At 44.3% G+C, this 19445-nt stretch carries 19 protein-coding genes and 1 pseudogene; 11 read left to right on the top strand and 9 right to left on the bottom strand.

The genetic code is table 11. The features are described from left to right. Positions 1-148 precede the first annotated feature (148 nt). Positions 149-373 (top strand): hypothetical protein, encoded by a 225-nt coding sequence (locus H6G40_RS09375; RefSeq protein ID WP_002738436.1) that lies wholly within the window; start codon positions 149-151, stop codon positions 371-373. A 269-nt stretch (positions 374-642) separates the two neighbouring features. Then, positions 643-1452, top strand: a complete 810-nt coding sequence (locus H6G40_RS09370; RefSeq protein WP_069475044.1) for a squalene/phytoene synthase family protein — start codon at positions 643-645, stop codon at positions 1450-1452. Positions 1453-1539: 87 nt separating this feature from the next. Here the strand turns inward: H6G40_RS09370 and petD are convergent, their stop codons facing one another. Continuing rightward, positions 1540-2022, bottom strand: a complete 483-nt coding sequence (petD, locus tag H6G40_RS09365) for a cytochrome b6-f complex subunit IV (protein ID WP_002738373.1) — start codon at positions 2020-2022, stop codon at positions 1540-1542. Positions 2023-2073: 51 nt separating this feature from the next. Then, a complete protein-coding gene (petB, locus tag H6G40_RS09360) occupies positions 2074-2742 on the bottom strand; it encodes a cytochrome b6 (RefSeq protein ID WP_002738970.1) in 669 nt (222 codons plus the stop codon). 238 nt (positions 2743-2980) lie between these two features. On the opposite strand from petB, the gene H6G40_RS09355 reads away from it, so the two are divergent. The 3 genes from H6G40_RS09355 to H6G40_RS09345 all read left to right on the top strand — a co-directional run bounded on the left by H6G40_RS09355 (position 2981) and on the right by H6G40_RS09345 (position 6367). Then, positions 2981-4417 carry a circularly permuted type 2 ATP-grasp protein gene (locus H6G40_RS09355; protein ID WP_002738532.1) on the top strand — a complete coding sequence of 479 codons (1437 nt, stop codon included), beginning with the start codon at positions 2981-2983 and terminating at the stop codon, positions 4415-4417. 82 nt (positions 4418-4499) lie between these two features. Then, a complete protein-coding gene (locus H6G40_RS09350) occupies positions 4500-5501 on the top strand; it encodes an alpha-E domain-containing protein (RefSeq protein WP_002751685.1) in 1002 nt (333 codons plus the stop codon). Next, positions 5501-6367, top strand: coding sequence for a transglutaminase family protein (locus H6G40_RS09345; RefSeq protein ID WP_069475045.1), 867 nt, complete (start codon positions 5501-5503; stop codon positions 6365-6367). Before H6G40_RS09350 ends, H6G40_RS09345 begins: the two co-directional genes overlap by 1 nt. A 256-nt stretch (positions 6368-6623) precedes the next feature. Here the strand turns inward: H6G40_RS09345 and H6G40_RS09340 are convergent, their stop codons facing one another. Further along, complete coding sequence (locus H6G40_RS09340; protein WP_190537569.1) at positions 6624-8708, bottom strand: pentapeptide repeat-containing protein; 2085 nt, start codon at positions 8706-8708, stop codon at positions 6624-6626. A gap of 349 nt (positions 8709-9057) precedes the next feature. Here H6G40_RS09340 and H6G40_RS09335 point away from each other — a divergent pair, with 349 nt between their 5' ends. After that, complete coding sequence (locus tag H6G40_RS09335; protein ID WP_190537567.1) at positions 9058-9741, top strand: DALR anticodon-binding domain-containing protein; 684 nt, start codon at positions 9058-9060, stop codon at positions 9739-9741. A gap of 129 nt (positions 9742-9870) precedes the next feature. On the opposite strand, the gene H6G40_RS09330 is transcribed toward H6G40_RS09335, so the two are convergent. Then, entirely contained in the window at positions 9871-10701 is an 831-nt protein-coding gene (locus tag H6G40_RS09330) for a hypothetical protein (protein WP_002751676.1), read from the bottom strand. A gap of 366 nt (positions 10702-11067) precedes the next feature. On the opposite strand from H6G40_RS09330, the gene H6G40_RS09325 reads away from it, so the two are divergent. Beyond that, positions 11068-11562, top strand: a complete 495-nt coding sequence (locus H6G40_RS09325) for a hypothetical protein (RefSeq protein ID WP_002738874.1) — start codon at positions 11068-11070, stop codon at positions 11560-11562. 83 nt (positions 11563-11645) lie between these two features. Here H6G40_RS09325 and H6G40_RS23230 read toward each other — a convergent pair. From H6G40_RS23230 to upp, 3 genes and pseudogenes are all read right to left on the bottom strand, one after another. Continuing rightward, positions 11646-12195 (bottom strand): annotated as a pseudogene (locus H6G40_RS23230) (IS630 family transposase); the annotation flags it as partial. A 311-nt stretch (positions 12196-12506) separates the two neighbouring features. Beyond that, positions 12507-12794 (bottom strand): ssl2009 family thylakoid membrane protein, encoded by a 288-nt coding sequence (locus H6G40_RS09315; RefSeq protein WP_002738615.1) that lies wholly within the window; start codon positions 12792-12794, stop codon positions 12507-12509. A 14-nt stretch (positions 12795-12808) separates the two neighbouring features. Then, the gene (gene upp / locus H6G40_RS09310; protein WP_016516455.1) at positions 12809-13462 is read right to left on the bottom strand and encodes a uracil phosphoribosyltransferase; all 654 of its coding nucleotides are present in this window, start codon (positions 13460-13462) and stop codon (positions 12809-12811) included. Positions 13463-13944: 482 nt separating this feature from the next. On the opposite strand from upp, the gene ndhO reads away from it, so the two are divergent. Together ndhO and mdh are read left to right on the top strand one after the other, a co-directional pair. Next, on the top strand, positions 13945-14160 hold the full coding sequence (gene ndhO / locus H6G40_RS09305; protein ID WP_036397110.1) for an NAD(P)H-quinone oxidoreductase subunit O: 216 nt from the start codon (positions 13945-13947) through the stop codon (positions 14158-14160). A 25-nt stretch (positions 14161-14185) separates the two neighbouring features. Continuing rightward, positions 14186-15163, top strand: a complete 978-nt coding sequence (gene mdh, locus H6G40_RS09300) for a malate dehydrogenase (protein ID WP_002790897.1) — start codon at positions 14186-14188, stop codon at positions 15161-15163. Here the strand turns inward: mdh and H6G40_RS09295 are convergent, their stop codons facing one another. Both H6G40_RS09295 and H6G40_RS09290 read right to left on the bottom strand, forming a co-directional pair. Next, positions 15164-16291 carry a THUMP domain-containing class I SAM-dependent RNA methyltransferase gene (locus H6G40_RS09295; protein ID WP_002738408.1) on the bottom strand — a complete coding sequence of 376 codons (1128 nt, stop codon included), beginning with the start codon at positions 16289-16291 and terminating at the stop codon, positions 15164-15166. A gap of 661 nt (positions 16292-16952) precedes the next feature. Continuing rightward, a complete protein-coding gene (locus H6G40_RS09290) occupies positions 16953-17579 on the bottom strand; it encodes a TetR/AcrR family transcriptional regulator (RefSeq protein ID WP_002738367.1) in 627 nt (208 codons plus the stop codon). 242 nt (positions 17580-17821) lie between these two features. On the opposite strand from H6G40_RS09290, the gene H6G40_RS09285 reads away from it, so the two are divergent. Both H6G40_RS09285 and H6G40_RS09280 read left to right on the top strand, forming a co-directional pair. Beyond that, entirely contained in the window at positions 17822-18298 is a 477-nt protein-coding gene (locus H6G40_RS09285) for a YbjN domain-containing protein (protein WP_069473758.1), read from the top strand. Beyond that, entirely contained in the window at positions 18261-19022 is a 762-nt protein-coding gene (locus H6G40_RS09280; protein ID WP_069473757.1) for a lipoate--protein ligase family protein, read from the top strand. Before H6G40_RS09285 ends, H6G40_RS09280 begins: the two co-directional genes overlap by 38 nt. Positions 19023-19445: the final 423 nt, after the last annotated feature.

Genomic DNA, 19445 nt, shown 5'->3' with positions numbered 1-19445 from the left:
GGAAGTAGCGATCGCTTTTTAGATAAAAAAAACTGATTTATGGGGTTAAATTCTGCCAAAATTGACAATCAATGCCGAGGAAAGATATCGATAGAATGCTTGTAACAGGGGCGGCAATCGCGATCGCCTCGATCGGGGAAATCAAAGCATGAGTGTTAGTGTAACGGGTCAGGTAAAAAGAATCGAAATAGGCACGGGAACTTGGGCATTAATTGCCGATAACGGTCAAACCTACGAATTAATGGAACCGACCGCCGAATTAATTCAAACAAGGGCAAAAGTGACAGTTATAGGTCAAATTCGCTCGGATGTGATGACTCTGGCCATGATCGGGCCAATTTTACAAGTGACCTCCTTTCAATCCCTGCCATGAAGCCGCAAAATACCGTTTAAAAACGGGCAAAAACCGCTTTTTAAGCCTGTAATCTCGAAAAATTGCCGTAATTGTCCCTCAGCTATACGAGAAAGAAAAATTGTCAAGAAGACCCTAATGGTTGATTTTTTCGAGAATAATCGGGAAATTTTGAATAATCATACTACAATAGACAGCAACTTTGTCTTAGGAACATCGGAATCACCTAAACCGATCTATCTGATTGGTTTAACTCGTAGTTACCTAAGTTGGCGTGAGGAGTGGACTGAATGAATTTGCGCGATAATGCTTTAACGATTCTGCAAGAAACGAGTCGAACTTTTTATATTCCCATAAGTCGTTTACCGGATCGTCTGCTCGAGGCAGTAGCCTCAGCTTATCTCTGTATGAGGGCGATCGATGAAGTAGAAGACCATCCAGACCTAGATAACTTCAGTAAAGCCCAGATATTAAGACAAATTAGCCTGAATTTACAAGCAGGTACCCAAAATTCTACCAAAGAGGATTTTACTTTTGGCTTAGTCCATCGGGAGATTTTGCCGGAAGTCACCCTGAGAATTGGCGAATGGGCAATGTTAGCACCGGATTCGATCGCCCCCCGGGTTTGGGATGCCACGGCGGCCATGGCCGATCGCATGGCCTACTGGGCCGGGAATAACTGGGATATTCGCACAGAAGTGGAATTAGATCAATATACCTTTAGTGTGGCCGGTGCTGTGGGTTTATTGCTGTCTGACCTCTGGAATTGGTACGACGGCACTCAAACTAATCGCAGTTATGCCATCGGTTTTGGTCGGGGTTTACAAGCGGTTAATATTGCCCGCAACCATGGCGAGGATCTGCGCCGGGGGGTAAGTTTTCTGCCCCAGGGTTGGACAATTAGTGATATTCATAATTATGCCCGTCGTAATCTGAAATTAGCCGATTATTACACTCAATCGCTGCCGAAAGGGCCGGCACTCGATTTTTGTAAGATTCCCCTCGCTTTAGCCCATGGCACTCTCGAAGTCCTAGCGTTAGGTAAGGAAAAACTCAGCCGCAGCGATGTCATCGCTTTGGTACAACAAATTACCCGTTAGAGGAAATCACAATTAAAATTGCCCACGATCGCTCTTCCAAAGTCAGGAATCACAAGCGTGGGCAAAAAACTGCCGGAGTTCAGTAACTTAGAACAAACCGAGAGTTAAAGATATATCGATGGGGAAAGTGGCACCAATACCTAACCAGATCGTGACCACAGTACCAAATAGGAAGATAGCGGTAGCGACGGGACGACGGAAAGGATTTTGGAATTTATTGACGCTTTCAATAAAGGGAACTAACATCAAGCCTAGGGGAACGCCGGCCATGCAAGCGATACCTAAGAGTTTGTTAGGAAGAATACGGAGAATTTGGAAAACGGGATAAAGATACCACTCTGGCAGAATTTCTAAGGGAGTAGCGAAAGGATCGGCAGGTTCACCGATCATGGTGGGATCCATAATCGCTAAACCGGTGCAGAGTCCGATCGTACCAAAGATAACCACCGGGAAGACATAGAGCAGATCGTTAGGCCAAGCGGGTTCACCGTAGTAGTTGTGACCCATCCCTTTAGCCAACTTAGCGCGCAGAGCGGGATCGCTGAGATCGGGCTTTTTTAATGTGGACATGGATAATGTCTCCTAAAAATGATTTCGGATCGACAGAGATATTTTTCTGAATTATAGAGGCCCAGAAATGCCTTGTTTACGGATCATCAAGAAATGTAGCAACATGAAGACCGCGATCGACCAGGGTAGTACAAAAGTATGTAAGCTGTAGAAACGGGTTAAAGTTGCTTGACCGACGCTTTCGCTACCGCGCATCAGGGTGACGAGTTGATCACCGACGACGGGAATAGCAGCAGGTACACCGGAAACAATTTTAACCGCCCAGTAACCCACCTGATCCCAGGGTAAGGAGTAACCGGTGACACCGAAGCTAACGGTGATTACGGCCAGGACAACCCCAGTTACCCAGGTTAATTCGCGAGGTTTTTTGAATCCACCGGTCAGGTAAACGCGGAAAACGTGCAGGATCATCATTAAGACCATCATACTGGCGGACCAGCGATGGATAGAACGAATTAACCAGCCAAAGTTAACTTCGTTCATGATGTACTGTACGGAGGAGAGGGCCTCTGCTACAGTGGGTTTGTAGTAGAAGGTCATGGCGAAACCAGTGGCAAACTGGATCACGAAGCACACAAGGGTGATGCCACCCAGACAGTAGAAGATATTGACGTGAGGGGGAACGTATTTGGTGCTGATATCATCAGCGATCCCTTGAATTTCTAAGCGTTCCTCAAACCATTGATAGGCTTTAGAATCCGTTACTTGTTTGGTAAACATCGCGTAACCAGTAAGAAAAATGAAAGATTTAATGTGTGACCTTTAAAAAATGTAACACAGTTTTCAGGTCTAATTCTCGCTCCGGTCAGGTTTCTCCACCGGTGGGGATCGATTGGCGATCGCTAGGGACGAAAAACGGCTAACTTCCTAAAATTTCCCTTAAAATGTCTCCTAGACTACAAAAAATCAGGCCAATTGTCCGACACTGGGAATAGGTAAGGTATGAAATGAGGTCAGCGTGCTATTAAATACCTACGATCCCGAAGGCTTCTACGACGAACTATTCTTAGATGATGGTCAACCTCGTCCCCACTCGTCCCCTTTAATCAAATGGTTGCAGAATCTGCCGCCCCGAGAACTTCAACAACACCGGGAAACGGCTCAGTCGGCCCTGTTTGAATTGGGGGTGACTTTCAATGTCTATAGCGACAATCAAGGGGTGGAAAAAATCTTTCCTTTTGATATTATTCCCCGAATTGTCTCGGCTGAGGACTGGGATTATTTAGAAAGAGGACTGAAACAACGCATCAAAGCTCTCAATCTTTTTCTCTCCGATATCTACAATGACCAGTTAATCATTAAAGATGGCATTATTCCCCCCGAATTAATCGCCTCGGCGACGGGATTTCTGAAACCCTGTCTGGGACTGAAACCCGCCGGAGGTATCTGGTGTCACATCACGGGAACCGATTTAGTCCGCGATAAAGATGGTCAATGGTACGTTTTAGAGGATAATTTGCGGGTTCCTTCCGGTATTTCTTATGTCCTCGAAAATCGTCGGGTAATGAAAAGCACTTTCCCAGATATTTTCCAGACAATGAATGTTAAACCGGTGGATGATTATCCTTCCCATCTGTTGGAAACTCTCCTTAATTTAGCCCCAGCCCAATTACCTAATCCCACCGTGGTGGTTTTAACCCCCGGAACCTATAATTCTGCCTACTTTGAACATTCTTTTATTGCCCAACAAATGGGGGTAGAATTAGTGGAAGGGCGTGATTTAGTCGTCTTTGATGGTTATCTACAAATGAAAACCACCAAGGGATTAAGACGGGTAGATGTGGTCTATCGTCGCCTCGATGATGACTTTTTAGATCCGGCGGTTTTTCGTCCCGATTCGATGTTAGGTGTACCCGGATTACTAAAAGTTTTCCAGGAAGGTCGCGTCGCTTTAGCTAATGCCCCGGGTACGGGAGTCGCCGATGATAAGGTTATTTATGCTTTTGTCCCCGATATGATTCGTTATTATCTGGGAGAAGAAGCGATTTTAAATAACGTTCCTACCTATCTTTGTTGGCGAGAAAAGGACTTAGATTATGTCTTAAATAATCTCGATAAATTAGTTGTGAAAGCTGCCAATGAATCGGGAGGTTATGGGATGTTAGTCGGTTCTCAAGCTACCCCCGAACAAAGGGCAGAATTTGCCCCACGCATTGCTGCTAATCCCCGCAATTATATCGCTCAACCGGTGTTAAGTCTTTCTAGGGTTCCCACTTTAATTGACACGGAAGTTGAAGGTCGTCATGTGGATTTACGTCCCTATATTCTCCATCGGGGTGATGAAATTTATGTGCATCCCGGGGGGTTAACTCGCGTAGCTTTGAAAAAGGGTTCTTTAGTGGTTAATTCTTCTCAAGGTGGTGGCAGTAAAGATACTTGGGTTTTAACCAAGTAATCAGGACAATAATCAAAATTTTGGTGGGTTACTAACCCACCCTACCCTTTTCTTTTTCCTTTTCACTTTTTCCCAGTTAATTATGCTTAGTAGAGTTGCTGATTCAATTTATTGGTTAAATCGCTATATTGAACGGGCAGAAAATGTCGCCCGGTTTATGGATGTTAATCTTAATTTAATGTTAGATGTACCTACCAGCGTTTTGCAACAGTGGGAACCTTTGGTTTTAACCACGGGAGATTTAGAACAATTCAAGAAACGTTACGGCACAGCCACCGCAGAAAATGTGATCAATTTCTTGACATTTGACACGGAATATAGTAACTCAATTATCTCTTGTTTGCGCTGGGCCAGAGAAAATGCTCGGTCAGTTCGCGAGATTATTTCTTCGGAAATGTGGGAACAGGTTAATGGTTTTTTCTTGATGGTAAAAGACGCTTCCTCTTACCATCCTCAAACTACTTTACCGAACTTTTTTACCCAAGTTAAATTGGCTAGTCACCGTTTTGCGGGGGTAATGGATGCAACGATGACTCATAATGAAGGTTGGCATTTTGGCGTTATGGGAAGATTACAGGAACGCGCCGATAAAACCGCCAGAATTCTTGATGTTAAATACTATTATCTCTTGCCTTCCGCTCAATGGGTAGGAACTTCTCTAGACCAAATTCAATGGATTGCTTTACTGCGGTCGGTGAGTGCCTACGAAATGTATCGTAAATGTCAACGACGGATTACTCCTAGTGACGTGGCTGAATTTTTAATTCTTAATCGAGAATTTCCTCGTTCAATTCACTTTTGTCTGCGGGAATTAGACCACTGTTTGCATCAAGTTACCGGTACTCCTGTAGGAACTTGGGGCAATTCGGTAGAAAGAAGTTTAGGGCGACTTTGTGCCGAAATGAGTTATCTAACTATCGAGGATGTTATTGAAATGGGATTGCATGAATTCCTCGACCATATTCAAAAAAGAGTTAATGATGTGGGAATAAAAATGACAGAAACTTTCTTTGTTTTTAATCCCGAACTTGCCTCACCTCTGCCAGTAAATAACTTTCAATATCAATCCCAATTAACAACTTAATGCGTTATCACATTCGGCATCAAACCAACTATTTCTATAATCAACCCGTGATTTTATCGCCTCATCTGCTGCGCTTGCGGCCAAAATCCGATGGTGGGCAAACTTTGCGAGAGTTCACGCTCAAAATTAACCCAGAACCTTTAACAATAACTAATATTATCGACCTCGATGGTAATTCTTGTTTACAAATTTGGTTTAATCAACCGACGGAAGAATTATTGATTGATGTGGTCAGTGAAGTGGAAACCCATGGGGTTAATCCTTTTCAGTATTTGTTGGAACCTTGGGCGACCTGTTTACCCTTTGATTATCCTATTTCTCTCCACAGTCAATTACAACCCTACAGACAATTCTATGGGTTAAATAATGACCCTGATATGGCAGCATTAGCCCAAGAAATTATGCAGGAAACTGAGGGACAGGTGCTATCTTTCCTGTTTAATCTTAATGACAAAATTTACCGCAATTGTCAGCAAATTATTCGTCTTACTGGGGAACCCTATCTACCCGGAAACACTTGGAAAAATAAGCAGGGTTCCTGTCGCGATTTTGTGGTTTTATTTATGGATGTGTGTCGCTGTGTGGGATTAGCTTCCCGTTTTGTCAGTGGCTATCAAGAAGGAGATTTAGACCAAGAAGAAAGACATTTACACGCTTGGGTAGAGGTGTATTTGCCGGGGGGCGGCTGGAAAGGTTATGATCCTAGCCATGGATTAGCGGTGAGTGACCGTCATATTAGCCTCGTTTCTAGCCCAATTCCCCGTTATTGCGCGCCAGTAGAGGGAAATGCTCGACCGGTTAATCTCGGTCATCAAGTGATAGAATCTCAGCTATCATCGACAATTGCCATCGATAGCCCTAACTAGGGTTTGCTGAATAAATCTAAAAACCTTGTTGGGTAAGACTTTTAGACTTTTTGTCAATCAAAAAGTACCAAGTATGGGAGTGATAAGGGGGAAAATTCAGGTACTTTTTCCCTAAAAATTAGGTAATTGGCCACCTCAAAACCCGTAAAATCCCACACCCCACACCCCACACCCCACACCCCACACCCTGCCTCTACCGAAAAACTTTTTCAGCAGACCCTAACTAGAACTGCGCTAAAGCGCAACTACAAACCTATCAGAAGCCTAATATTCCCAAAATTATCGGTAAGGCTTTTTGACAGGCTTGGGCAAGTTTGCTGGCAGGTTCCAAAGCTTTAGCAATTGTTTCGAGAAAATTAACCGCTCGTTGGGCTTTCTTTTGCAGTCCGGCATCATCAGGATTTTGACTAGCTTGGGCAATCTTTTTCACTTGATTGGCGGCTTCGGCTTTTTCTTCTTCATCTAAATGGCTGTCAATTTCAATCGCCTGGGTTAGTTCTTGCAGTAAGGCTTTAAGTTGGGCATTTTCTGGGGAAGCATCGGCTGCAATTTGGTTAATGGTATTAGTTACATCGCCGATAATTTCGCCGAAATTGACGGCGGAATTATTAATATCGCGGATGGTGATATTTGGAGAACTGTCGTTACTGTTGCTCATGGCTTTTGCTTCTACATGGATGGGACGGTTGGCGAGGGTTTTGGTAATTTCCATCATATCAACACTTTGTTGGCGATAGATGGCAATTTCTGTCTCTTTGGCGGTGAGTTGTGCCTTATATTGGGCTTCAATGGCTGCGAGTTGTAGTTGATAATTTTGGTTAAATTCTTGATGAATTTTCTCTTTATCAGTATCGGGCGGTACATGGACTTTTACCACTATCACGCCATCTCCTTTATTGGCAATGCTCTGCACCTGAAGCGGCGTATTTTCATTCTGCACTTGCACTTCTTTTAAGGCAGCAATGAAAGCTTTCCAATCTACCCCATTGCGGAAAATGAGGTCAACGGTGTCGAACATTTCGGCAAATAATTTAGTAAATTCGCCCGGTTGAAATTCGCCACTACTGGGGCGGCGCTCTTTTTGCCCATTAAGCAGATAAATGTACTGGCAGTCCACCTCATCCAGTTGGGTGGTGGCATCAATATTCCAATTTTCCACGCAAGCACCCGTCAGAGTAGCATGGCGCAAATCGGCATTGACGGCGTTGACTTCGGTGAGGTTTGCCCCCGCAAGGTTGGCGTATTGCAAGCTGGCTTCACTGATATTCGCTAGGCGCAAGTTGGCAGCTTGCAGGTTTGCCCCCTCCAGATATGCCCCCCGTAAATTGGCTTGGGCAAAGTCTTTTCCGCTTCCGGTGCGGGAATCAATCAAAAATTCTCTAAACCGGGGATTGGCTAATAAGGTATTGCCGGGGCGGGCTAATTCCAATTTAATTGCTTGTTTAAAAATTGTTTTATTCAAGATTGCCTGATTAAAATTGGTACTTTTTAAGGTGGCTCCTGTAAAATCTGTTGCGGTTAAATTGGCTTGAAAAAAGGATGTGCCACCAATAGCAGCAAAGGCTATCACAATTTTACGCAACCAAGGATCGCGGCTTTCCTGTTTAAGGGTCAGCCAACCGAGCCAACAATAAAATAAGGCTACGGTTACGGATATGGCTACGGCTGCGGTTACGGTTCCGGCTCCGGCTCCGGCTACGGCTCCGGCTAGGGCTCCGGCTAGGGCTAGGGCTACGGCTACGGCTACGGCTCCGGCTAGGGCTCCGGCTAGGGCTACGGCTAGGGCTAGGGCTACGGCTACGGCTAGGGCTCCGGCTAGGGCTACGGCTCCGGCTACGGCTCCGATTCCGGCTCCGGCTACGGCTCCGGCTACGGCTAGGGCTCCGGCTACGGCTCCGGCTACGGCTCCGGCTACGGCTACGGCTACGGCTCCGGCTCCGGCTACGGCTCCGGCCAAAATATTTTTGCGCCAGGAGATGAGGCAAAAGAGGATGATAAAGATTAAGGTGGACCAACCAATAACTTGGGTTTCTGTACTGGATGAATCAAAAATTAAGCTCGTCATAAAAGCGGCTACGAGGGAGAAAAAACTCGAAACCACAATTAACACCAAAGCCAACCCCAGCAAAATCACCAGCCACCGCTTCGGCAATCCCGCCTTCGCCCCGGCAAACTTCGTCCCCGTCAAATTCGCCCGACTAAAATTTGCCCCGCGTATATCACAACCACTGAAATCCGCCCCTGTTAAGTCCGCACCGCGAAAGTTACCACCCCGCAAGGATTCCCCCCGGAAATCCCGCCGCCCGTTTTTGTACTGTTCAATAACTGCCGCTGCCTTCATCGCCTACGAAATTGCCATACTATGCCCTCAATCTTACTGCAAGTCAGAAAGCGGGTTTCCTGAGAGAATCCGATTGATACTCCCATCCCAGCGCTTCGGGATTCTTGGTTCAACGAGTCCACATTCAAAAACCTGGCATTTTTATGGGCAATCGCGTCAGGTTCCACACCTCACGTTCTAGAATATATCTGGATTTCTCCCATAGATATCTACTACAATATCCGAAAACTGGCTCTTCTGGTGTTTGTGTGGAAGGAAGAAGAATAGGGATAATTTGGGTGCATCTCAATTTGGTGGAAATATCTAGAGGACGTTTTGGGCGCACGCAACTACGTTTACCCTTCTGAGTATGAATTTTATCTGCAATCACCCCTCGATCGAGCATTGTTTAAAACAACAATTAATTAATCTTTTTCCAGAAAACAACCATAAATTAACTTTCTATCGTTGCCAAAAAACTGATAGTATCCTCTATCGTTCACCTCTGTTTTATTATTTTACACCCGCTCAATGTCAAACCATATTTAACCATTTAATCGCCCTTTTTCCACAAATTCAGCTTAGGGAAGGATGGCTAGAATTATTATTAGATCAGCAATTTTTGTCCTTTTGGTTACTGAAACTAAACGATTTAATTGATAAATTTTTCTCCGATCAGCTTCCTCTCCATCCCGAAGGAGAATTTTTCTTTTTATTTCAATATACCCACGCTCGCTATTCTAGTTTGTTACAACTGCTCAATCGGGAAAAAATTAGATTAACCGAGTCTGAACTATTATCATGGCATCATCCCGCCGAAATAGCCTTAATCCTGCAAATTTTAACCGTTTGCGATTGTTGGGAAGGCCAGAAACTCTATCCCCTAACTGCGAATTTTTGCGAAGCGATGCTCAATTTTGAGCGTAACTGTCGCATTATCGGAGAATCGGCCCCAATTCAGCAATCGAGATTAATCCTGATTAGCGTCAGTCAAAAACTACTTAACCGTCTTCTCCGTCAAAAATGGCAACTGCTGCCGATGACGGAACTATAAAAATATTAACTTTTGTGAATTTAGTGGACAAAACCATCAGCTTATGATAGATTTTAATTAGTGTGAGGAGCGAACCAGAATAGAGAGCCGAGACGAAACATGGACAGTCGCCGGCTCTCTTTCTGTTGTTCAGGAATTATCTTTTTCTTGGCGATATTTAATAAAAGTGGGCAAATCAACCCGAAAAGAGGAATATTTCGGGGAAGGAGAGATGATAGGTGCGGGCCAATCCCTGTCTTTCTTATTTAAGGATTCTACTGGCTCAATAGTCTCTAATTCCGCTACAAAATCATCGATGGGAGCCACTTCATCGTTTTCTTGATTCTCTGTCTGAGACCAAGGCTCGATCGCAGCTGCCTTGTCAACAATGGCTAAATCTGGGGAAAAATTGCGATCGCTACCGCGCTGGAAATACTGGGCCAAGGCCGCTTTATACTGGAGGGTGTAGCGTTGCTGACGTTGGAGACGGGTGCGTAATTCCTGCAATTGCTGGTCATAGTTGCACAGTTTTTGGCTTTTTTCCTGATAACTTTCCTGAATTAAGGCACATTCTCGCTCTAAACGGGCTAATTGTTGGCGCGTGCGGGTCAATTCTGCGGTCAAATTGGCAATAATCATCGGTTGTCGTTGTTCTGCTTGACGATACTGTTCGATTTCTCCTAAAGCTCGCTGTAATTGTTGCTTTTCGTATTGCAGTTCCTCGTTTTGCTGCTGGATTAGGGTATCGCAACTTTGCCAGCGACGATGTTGCTCGGCTAACCGCGATCGCAGTTCCGCCAGAGCTTGCTCCCGTCGCCAGATCTCCGCTTGTAATTCTTGATTTTGTTGACGTAAATGAGAGGATAGAGCTGCCCAATCTGTCTCATCTGTTGATTGACTCTCATGCTCGACAATTTCAGCAGTGATGACAGTATCCGCATGGGTGAGATGATCGAGGTACAGGTCGGAATTATCGTTCATAAAAGCCAAAGGATGAGGAAACCTAGAAGTTTAGAGACGTTAAAAGCCTTCTATCGTTCCAAAAAAAAAATGGGAACCGCATTGTTAGAGACTGCCGCGCGGTTCCACTGCCGATCCTTAAGAGGAGAACACTATAAATAACTATAAGCTTATTAGGAATTTTTGTCAATACTTAATGAGAAGTTTTTTCAATAAGTTGGAGAGGAGAGGGGAATCGACTAATTCCTAGATAGCTATAGTGCGGGGTATCTGGCCCGGATCCAGGGAAGAATTAGCCACAGCAAAATTGACACAAGCACTGGTCGAGCGGGTTAGCGGCTCGATATGCTTCAATAATCCTATAGTTTTTATTTTCCTTGTCGTATCATGCCACGTCCCCCGAAGAAAACCCCTAGCACCCCTGAACCTCCCGAAGAGCCAATTAAAACCACTCCTCCCCTACAACCTCTACAAATTATTAAAAAGGGTTCTAGGGCTGCAGTACCCCCCAAACCTCCAGAAACCCCTCCAGAAATAATTGAGGAAAAACCAGCCGAGGAAACGGTAAAATCAGTCAGTAGTGAGATAAAATCTCCTCTCCGTCCCCGTTTCGATTCGGCTCCTCCATTCCGAAAACCGATTCCCAAAGCAGAAATTCCCGTCATCGAAAAAGCGACGGGAGCTAATGGCGAAGTATTTAATCTGACCGATTCTGTCCTGATTACTGAACCTTTTGGTACTCGTATTCCTGCTATTATCGATAGTTTTTATGCCGATGATCAAGGCGAAATCTGGGCGCGACTCAAACCAGTGGAAGTTAATCCCGATTGTCGCTGGGAACAGGCCTGTATTCGCTCTCAGGGTTTGGTAAAGGCCGAGTAAGACAGTTATCAGTTATCAGTTATCAGTTATCAGTTATCAGTTATCAGATTTGAGTTTTAAGTGTGCAGTAAGCTGTTCGTAATTTAAATTGCGTTAACAGAATTACCCTTGTTTTTCAACTTGCGATCCCACTTAATAATTAGACCTCCTTCATTTATAAAGTTGATGTAAAAGAGATTCTAATTCTTCAACTGATTTAAAAAGTCGATGAGCGATAAATTCTTTTGTCGAGTGCCAGAGCAATTCAATGATATTTAAATCTGGGCTATATGCGGGTAAACACTCTAAAATTAAGTTGGGCATATTTTCAGCAATTTTACCAACAACATCCGTTTTTTTGTGAACACTAGCATTATCGAGAATCAGGACAATCTTTCGACCCTTTTCTCGAAAATCCTCCTCTTTATTCCCCGCTTCCACCCATTCTTTAATGATTTTTGTATAAAAAACTTTTACCACTTCATAAAAAGTTTCTCAATTTCCTTTTTTGATGAATTCTACGAATCTTTTTTTATCGGAATATCTCACTCCTCCCATCCCATTTACTCGACCACCTCTTCTTTGTCCGCTAACTTTTTTTTGCTTTTTTCCCCATGTTTTTCTTCTCATGACTCTTAAACTATAGCTTTTTTCAGTCTGCTGAGGTACAAAAGTTATGGGCTTTAGACGAAAGGAAAGAAGAATAGGTGTACCTCACTAGCTTAAGAAACGCTATATTCTGAATGAAAACTTGAAGTTTTACTCTTAACTCAAAACTCTTTAGATATGCTTTAATTTAGTTATCAAAATCTCTTTATTTAAGCGGCACAAACTGTCTCAATTTTGATAATTGAGAATAAATTCTCCTTGATTTGATTAATGTTTGGCAACTTTTAAGAAGCGGCTATACCTATCCCTAACTCAAAGTTATATAAAGGTTTTGAGATTTATTCAGCCAACCCTATTTAATGATCGCTGCCGTTTTCCTGTACCGATCCTAACTGTTGACGCACATCATCGATCGCTAGATTTAACTGGGCAATTTTATCTTCTAAACTGCGGCGGGCCATTTCCATACCTTCCTCTGGAGTCAAGCGCCCATTGCGGATCTCCTCCAAAAAAGACTGATTATCACCATCTGCTAAACCGCGACGGCTGCGATTAGCCAACACTGTCCCCAAAACACCGCCCACTAAACCACCGACAATCGCACCAGCCAAAAAACCGCCCGCAAACCCATCTCGCTGACTCATAATCCATTTTTCTCCTAATAGGTTCCAAAAGCTCGATCGCCGGCATCGCCCAACCCCGGCACGATGTAACCGCGGCTATTTAATCCTTCATCGATAATAGCCGTATAGATGTTCAAGCTGGGATAATTCTGACTCAATTTCTGTAAAGCCGGCGGGGCAGCCACCACGGAAATCAGGCGAATTAGGGCAGGATCAACGCCTCTGCTGGTAATTTCTGCCATTGCCGTTGAAATTGATCCCCCCGTGGCTAACATCGGTTCCAGAATTAACACTCTCGTGGCTGGATCAAAACTAGCCGGTAATTTATTTAAATAACAACTCACCTCCAGGGTTTCCTCATTTCTGGCTAAACCGAGATGATAGGTACTAGCTAGGGGTAAAAGACTTTGCGCCCCTTCCAACAGGGCTAATCCTGCGCGTAAAATCGGGACTACGGCGATCGGTACGCTAGGATCGATAAAAGTAGCGGGACATTCCGCTAGAGGGGTTTTAACGCTAGTTTCCAGGGTCGGCAACCATTGCCTGGCTGCTTCGTAGGTTAACCAGCGCCCTAGTTCCGTCATCGCTGTTTTAAACAGTACCGAGGGGGTATTTTGATCGCGGGCGATCGCCAGCCAATGCTTAACCAGAGGGTGTTCGGGAACATAGACGCGCAGTTGTAAAACCATGAAAACACGAGAACTCGATCGAGGGCTAAACTTTATCTTAAGCCAAAAAGCCATCAGCCCGGAATCAGTTATTAGTTTCTAAAGGCAAGGGGCGACAGGCACTCATGCACAAGAAAGAATCTGGCAATTCTCCCACCTAAAAACAAGGGTAAAAACTAAGTAGGTAGGTATTGAAAACTTTCAGATGCCCCCCTTATTAAGGGGGATCCCCCCGCCTATCGGCACCCCCCTTATCAAGGGGGGCAGGGGGGATCGGCACCCTCCTTAATAAGGGGGGGATCGAACCTAAAATCCATTTTTAATTTAATTATAACCAGCCACCTAAGTACATCAAAGCTTTGAGCCTAACCAATTAGGTTTTAGATTCGGCCTTTGGTATTAGTCATCAGTAAACCGATGACTGAAAAAAGCTCTTGTCAGAGGTCTGCCCGAATATGTAACAATTTATGGGGGAAACCCCCAGCAAATTTAACCAGAAAAACATGGCAGCTACAATTAAGAAAGGAGCTTTAGTCCGCGTGGTGACGGGAAACCTAGAAAATAGCCTCGAAGCCCTAGCCAGCGATCGCCGTTTACCCAGTTATATGTTCGACTCGACAGCAGAAGTCTTGGATGTAAAAGATGATTATGCTTTGATTAAATTCTGTGTTCCCACCCCCAGTGTGTGGCTAAAGCTCGAACAACTGGAACCCGCCTGATGAGGAATTGCCTCATCCATAAACCATGGTTGACTTCTACGATACACTCATCCCCTGTCAATCGCCCCGAGTCTCGGTTATTGGTGCTGGCAACGTCGGACGCACCCTGGCCCAACGCATCGCCGAAAAAAACCTCGCTGATGTGGTTCTCCTCGATATCGTCAATGGTTTGCCCCAGGGTATTGCCCTAGATTTGATGGAAGCTCAGGGCATAGAACTGCACGACAGCGAGATTATTGGCACTAATAACTACGAAGACACGGCAGGCTCGGATATTGTCGTGATTACGGCTGGATTAGCCAGAAAACCGGGCATGAGTCGCGATGATCTCATGAATGTCAATGCTAAAATTGTCGTCGAGGCCGCCACTAAATGCCTCCAGTATTCTCCGGAAGCCATTTTTATTGTCATCACTAATCCCCTGGATGTGATGACCTATCTAGTCTGGCAATCGACCGGTTTACCCCCCCAAAGAGTGATGGGAATGGCGGGAGTCCTCGATTCTTCCCGTTTACAAACCTTTATCGCCATGGAATTGGGGGTTAGTACCGCCGACGTTCATGCTATGGTTTTGGGTGGTCACGGTGATTTAATGTTGCCCCTACCCCGTTACTGTACCGTCAGTGGTGTGCCGATTACCGAATTAATGGACGAGATAACAATTAACCGTTTAGTGGAGAGAACTCGCAACGGTGGGGCTGAAATCGTCAAATTACTGCAAACTGGCGGCGCTTATTATGCCCCTGCTTCCTCTGCCTGTACCATGGTCGAGACGATATTGAGAAATCAATCCCGTTTACTGCCGGCGGCAGCCTATCTTAAGGGTGAATACGGTTTACAGGATGTCTATCTGGGGGTTCCCTGTCGCTTAGGCTGTCGGGGTGTGGAAAGTATTCTGGAAGTGCGTTTGACCGATGCTGAACGTCTGGATTTACACACTTCTGCTGCCTCAGTTCGTCAGAATGTTCATTTAGCCCTTGACAGTCTCAAGGTTTTGATGTAGTTAATACAACTCATATTTTAAGAGGGTACAGGGCAAAGAACCGTTATACAAGGGAGTGCGACGGGAAGAACGCAGACCGATTTGTTTAGTCAGTTCTTTGTTTCCCGATAAAATATAGGCTGTCCAACCCTTAAACCTCTGTTTTAAGACATCACCGAAGGATTTATATAAGGCCCCTAATTCTTCGGTATTGCCCAATCTTTTGCCGTAAGGGGGATTACAGAGAATAATCCCTCGATCGCTCGTCGGTTCTAAGTCGGTGATGCTTTGCAAGCTAAAATTAATATAGTCCTGCACTTGACAAAAATAGGCGTTATCCTCGGCCTGACGCAAAACCTCATAATCGGCATCACTAGCATAAATTGGCGCATTTAGCTGAAATTTTTGTTTTTCTTTAGCTTCCTGAAGCAAAGATTGCCATAAATCCGGTTGATAGTCTGGCCATTTCTGGAATCCGAACTGGGAACGGGATAAACCGGGGGCAATATTTAAAGCTTTTAACGTCGCTTCGATGACAATGGTTCCCGAACCACAGAAAGGGTCCAAAAGCACCATATCATCCTGCCATGCTGATAATTCTACCAAAGCAGCGGCAAGACTTTCTTTCAGAGGTGCGACTCCCATGGCCCGATGATACCCGCGACGATGTAAACTGTGGCCAGAACTATCTAAACTAAGCACACAGCGATTTTTCTCGATATGAGCGTTAATTTGCAGGTCGGGGTTTTCTGTATCCACAAAGGAACGGGGATTGCCCTGTTGACGCTGTTGGTCGATAATAGCGTTTTTGATGCTTAAAGCGGTGTAATGGGTGTGATTGAGGCGATCATTCGTTCCCGTACATTGTACCGCTAAAGTTTCCTCACTGCTGAGATAATCTCGCCAATCAATGGCTTGAATACCATCATACAGTTCCTTCCCATCCCCACAGGGAATTTCGGCAATGGGAACCAAAACCCGAAAAATAATTCTTGACCAAAGATTGACTCGATAGAGTAGGGAGATATCCCCCTGAAAATGGACTCCGGTGAATACTGGTTTCACTTCTTTGGCCCCTAGGAATTCTAATTCCCTAGCGGCAATTTCTTCTAGTCCCCTAGCGGTGGTAGCAAAATAGGATCGAGTCATTTCAGTTATCAGTTATCAGTTATCAGTTATCAGGTTTCAGTTTTCAGTTATCAGGTTTCAGTTTTCAGGTTTCAGTTATCAGTGACTAGCGCTGGTCGTTGGTAGCTTGAAATCAGAAAGATTTTAATTTTTATCCCCTTGTAAATTCCTATCTCATTCGTTCTTTCTTTATCTTGCAGGTAGTTGGCGATCAAATCAAGTTTTTGTTAGGAAATATTAAGGGTTTCTCTCAATCAAGACTAGACAGCATTCTCTGAGAAAATAATGTAGGCGCTCATCATCATTCTTCTCTCGAGTTGCCTGAGCTATATTTGCTAGTTCTGTTTCTCCTATCTCTATATTATCCAGCCAACGCTCAAAATCTCCTCTGTCCATGTGTTCTTTAAATTTATTGGGATTATCTATAGATAATTCGAGTAATTCTGGGATATTGTTAACGACTTTTACTTCACCATTGTCTAAGTTAAAGAGGTCATTCTGTTATTCTTACTTCCCCTCCCGACGACCGGCTACTGACTCCTGACGACCGACTCCTAACCCCACCAATAAACTTTTTGCCGTAAACCCTACTTAAGTAAGCTAAAAAGGATTTTAACCGCCTATCCTTAGATTAGCTGTCTCGGAGTCTCGGAGTCTCGACTAGGAAATTAATTTTGCACGACTACTTAACTAACACTCCATTCAGAAAAATTTCGGCAATACCTTCGGCCATTTCTTGTAAAGCTAAGGGGGAAGCATTACTATCTAAAATAGTTTCACTAGAAAAACCGGCAATTGCGAACATTCCTAGAAAAACCTGGGCTACAATTTTCGGATTCATGGGACGATAGATACCATGATCGATCGCTGTTTGAAAAAAAGCCTCAGCCACATCGGTCATTTTAGCAATTACCTCCGATTGAATCCGCTCTTTTAATTCGGGGTGAAATTGTGCCTCTATAAAACAAACTCGCAATAAATCGCTATTTTCTCGCATTCTCAACACCCTACGTCGCATCACCTGCGCTACCGCTTTATAACTGCCCATTTCGCTCAATTCCGTCAGCAAGTCGGTGAGAATGTCCACCCATCCCCTAGTGGCCACTTCGATTAAAATCGCCTTTTTGTTGGGAAAATAACGAAATAAAGTTCCTTCTGCCACATTTGCTTTTCCTGCTAGGTCTTTGGTCGTGGTTCCTTCATAACCCTTAGCGGCAAATAAACGTAAAGCGGCCTGTAGAATACGACTACGGGTATCTTCTTCCCCAGAATTGGTCTCAGTTAGGGAACGTTGAAAAAGACTTTGCATAATTATTGACAGCTAGAAAGGGATAGAGCCATTGTCATCGATCAAGTTAGGTGTTTACTCAAATGCTTCATAAAATTTTGAGTAATTGGGGAAGTGGGAAAGTGGGGAAAGTGGGGAAAGTGGGGAAATTCAACTAAAACCCCAAAACCCCAAAACCCTAAAACCCCACTTCCCCAACCCGAATGTCTTTTTTTCTTTTCTCTTGGGATAAGATTGTGATCGATCGAGTTTAGGGAATTTTTATGACCACAGAAAGTTTAGCGACTTCAGAAGCAATAGAGTCAATGACCGATGAATTTCTGGCTAGTACGAGCAGTCACCAAGAAATGATTGAAATGGTTATTTCTACTCTGCAGCAGAATGATACTGCTATGGTACAACATACAGAAAAAGGTTATCTGTGGAAGTTTCAGTATGGTAGCGTTGAGGTATTTGTGCAGTTAACTGGGGAAAGCGATGATGATTTTCTCACGGTGTGGTCTTCTGTGCTGAAATTGCCTGTTCAGGATGAATTGGGATTAACCCGCAAGTTATTAGCGATGAATTGTGCCGAAACCTTTGAATCTCATTTTGCCATTATGAATGAGCAGGTGGTGGTGATTTCTCAGCGTACTGTGGCCGATTTGTCTGCTGGGGAGATTTCGCGAGCAATTACTCTCGTGGCGACGGTAGCAGATAATAATGATGAAATGTTACGAGAATCTTTTGGTGGCAGCTAAAATTTGGCGTTATATCCCTCCAATTATCTCATCGGCAGAGCTACAAATGGCGATCGATTCTTGGTTACTAGAACAACACCGTTGTGGTCATCATCCCCCGACTCTGCGTTTTTATCAATGGTCGCCCCCAGCTATTTCCTTGGGCTATCATCAACGGCAATATCCCGATTTTTGGCGTGATTTGACTTGGCAAGGTCAAAAAATCTCCCTAGTTCGTCGTCCTACCGGTGGCCGGGCCGTACTACATCAGGGGGATTTGACTTATATGGTGGTAAATTCGGGGATGAAGGGGAATGTTAGGAAAGTTTACTGTCAAATCTGTCAATTTTTAATCACAGGCTGGCAAAATCTCGGTCTAGAATTGTCCTACGGTGCTGCCGGCCGGGGATATATCCATTCTGCTAACTGTTTCGGTACAGCTACCGGTGCGGATTTAGTCGATAATTGGGGAAATAAATTTATTGGGAGCGCCCAACTGCAACGGGGTTCCTCGGTTCTCCAACATGGTTCGATGGTGTTAGAGCAGGATAATTCGCTGTTTGAGCAAGTTTTCGCCAGTGCTGCCCCTCAAAAGCTCAATTTAGCCCCAGATTTGACCCTAGAGACAATTATCGCTACCCTGAAAACCGCCGCCGAGGAATGCTTTGATTGTCAATTGCTAGAGCAACCCCTAGAGGATTGGGAATGGCGATCAATTAAAAAAATGAATATAAATACTCATTGACAAAAAAGTTTTTGTGTGTATTAAAAATCAATTATGAGTCAAGTTGTATAGATTTGTAATTTTTTGCTAATAATAGTTAAAGGTAGATAGAGGCCGCAAGGAACCAAAGTCTTACCGAACTCGAAATTATTGTCTAGCTTGTGCTAGTTTAAGAAACGTTAATCTTTTACAGTTTGTGAGGATTAACGAGCGATCGCAGCTAGTTTAGTTAAGCTAATCCAGTCAATCGATCGCGCCATCTTATAAGACAATGGGAGTAATCCCAGACTCAAAAAAGTTAAGAAATCTTGCCCGTGATTTCAGTTAAGCAAGAGGAAAAATACCCATGACCATTGCTGTCGGACGCGCCCCAGAAAGAGGGCTGTTTGATGCTCTCGATGACTGGCTCAAAAGAGACCGTTTCGTCTTCATCGGTTGGTCTGG

Origin of the sequence: Microcystis viridis FACHB-1342 (assembly GCF_014698335.1) — a bacterium.
GTDB lineage: Bacteria > Cyanobacteriota > Cyanobacteriia > Cyanobacteriales > Microcystaceae > Microcystis > Microcystis ichthyoblabe_A.
The sequence above is the reverse complement of the archived record's forward strand: the minus strand, read 5'-3'. Positions and strand labels throughout refer to the sequence as shown.

Bases quoted from the DNA above. Each gene is read 5' to 3' on its own strand.
- H6G40_RS09375 (WP_002738436.1), top strand. From the start codon at position 149: ATGAGTGTTAGTGTAACGGGTCAGGTAAAAAGAATCGAAATAGGCACG.
- H6G40_RS09370 (WP_069475044.1), top strand. From the start codon at position 643: ATGAATTTGCGCGATAATGCTTTAACGATTCTGCAAGAAACGAGTCGA.
- petD (WP_002738373.1), bottom strand. From the start codon at position 2,022: ATGTCCACATTAAAAAAGCCCGATCTCAGCGATCCCGCTCTGCGCGCT.
- petB (WP_002738970.1), bottom strand. From the start codon at position 2,742: ATGTTTACCAAACAAGTAACGGATTCTAAAGCCTATCAATGGTTTGAG.
- H6G40_RS09350 (WP_002751685.1), top strand. From the start codon at position 4,500: ATGCTTAGTAGAGTTGCTGATTCAATTTATTGGTTAAATCGCTATATT.
- H6G40_RS09345 (WP_069475045.1), top strand. From the start codon at position 5,501: ATGCGTTATCACATTCGGCATCAAACCAACTATTTCTATAATCAACCC.
- H6G40_RS09340 (WP_190537569.1), bottom strand. From the start codon at position 8,708: ATGAAGGCAGCGGCAGTTATTGAACAGTACAAAAACGGGCGGCGGGAT.
- H6G40_RS09335 (WP_190537567.1), top strand. From the start codon at position 9,058: ATGAATTTTATCTGCAATCACCCCTCGATCGAGCATTGTTTAAAACAA.
- H6G40_RS09330 (WP_002751676.1), bottom strand. From the start codon at position 10,701: ATGAACGATAATTCCGACCTGTACCTCGATCATCTCACCCATGCGGAT.
- H6G40_RS09325 (WP_002738874.1), top strand. From the start codon at position 11,068: ATGCCACGTCCCCCGAAGAAAACCCCTAGCACCCCTGAACCTCCCGAA.
- H6G40_RS09315 (WP_002738615.1), bottom strand. From the start codon at position 12,794: ATGAGTCAGCGAGATGGGTTTGCGGGCGGTTTTTTGGCTGGTGCGATT.
- upp (WP_016516455.1), bottom strand. From the start codon at position 13,462: ATGGTTTTACAACTGCGCGTCTATGTTCCCGAACACCCTCTGGTTAAG.
- ndhO (WP_036397110.1), top strand. From the start codon at position 13,945: ATGGCAGCTACAATTAAGAAAGGAGCTTTAGTCCGCGTGGTGACGGGA.
- mdh (WP_002790897.1), top strand. From the start codon at position 14,186: ATGGTTGACTTCTACGATACACTCATCCCCTGTCAATCGCCCCGAGTC.
- H6G40_RS09295 (WP_002738408.1), bottom strand. From the start codon at position 16,291: ATGACTCGATCCTATTTTGCTACCACCGCTAGGGGACTAGAAGAAATT.
- H6G40_RS09290 (WP_002738367.1), bottom strand. From the start codon at position 17,579: ATGCAAAGTCTTTTTCAACGTTCCCTAACTGAGACCAATTCTGGGGAA.
- H6G40_RS09285 (WP_069473758.1), top strand. From the start codon at position 17,822: ATGACCACAGAAAGTTTAGCGACTTCAGAAGCAATAGAGTCAATGACC.
- H6G40_RS09280 (WP_069473757.1), top strand. From the start codon at position 18,261: ATGATGAAATGTTACGAGAATCTTTTGGTGGCAGCTAAAATTTGGCGT.